Source organism: Solihabitans fulvus, from assembly GCF_008386585.1.
Lineage (GTDB): Bacteria > Actinomycetota > Actinomycetes > Mycobacteriales > Pseudonocardiaceae > Solihabitans > Solihabitans fulvus.
Map to the genome: position 1 here is coordinate 1 of NZ_VUOB01000306.1, position 289 is coordinate 289.

Genomic DNA, 289 nt, shown 5'->3' on the forward strand with positions numbered 1-289 from the left:
GCTCTGTCCAGGACTTAAATGTTAATGTTGTTTTCTTCTAAAAGAACATCCTTCAGTTAATCTAGCACGGCCACCAGTGGGTTGACAAAGGATCGTTGAGCATCCAGCGCAGACCACCACTCTCTGTGCGTGACTAGAAACTGTTGTAATCTTGTAACAGCCAGGGCACTTAACATCCATGAAATAAGAGTTAGGATGTGGCACTAGCCGCTTAAGCTTATGTTTCCTCCTCTCCGACGCAGGGGAAGGATGCAACAAATCAATTGCGAGCGGCATGGTTACAGCTTTA

The 289-nt window shown here is 46.0% G+C and carries 1 protein-coding gene; it reads right to left on the minus strand.

From position 1 onward, the window contains the following. Positions 1–21: 21 nt before the first annotated feature. On the minus strand, positions 22–276 hold the full coding sequence (locus F0L68_RS45915) for a 40S ribosomal protein S27 (protein ID WP_149855420.1): 255 nt from the start codon (positions 274–276) through the stop codon (positions 22–24). Between the last annotated feature and the right edge of the window lie 13 nt (positions 277–289).